Genomic DNA, 216 nt, shown 5'->3' on the forward strand with positions numbered 1-216 from the left:
GGCAGCCTTACGCGCTTTGGCACGGGCAACGGCAGCAGCGACAGCGGCTTTCTTCGGATCGACCTCGGCTTGTGCTGGTTCAGCGTCCTCAGGTTTCGCTTCTTCAGCCGATTCAGCTTGTGCCTGTTGGGCAGCCTTGCGCGCTTTGGCACGGGCAACGGCAGCAGCGACAGCGGCTTTCTTCGGATCGACCTCGGCTTGTGCTGATTCAGCGTT

Annotated in this window: 1 protein-coding gene; it reads right to left on the minus strand. The window is 61.6% G+C overall.

Annotated elements, in window-relative coordinates; translation table 11 throughout:
* On the minus strand, positions 1-216 hold a 216-nt coding region (locus ACVA53_RS25190; RefSeq protein ID WP_446506644.1), incomplete at both ends, for a hypothetical protein.

It is taken from the genome of Photobacterium sp. DNB23_23_1 (assembly GCF_052873815.1).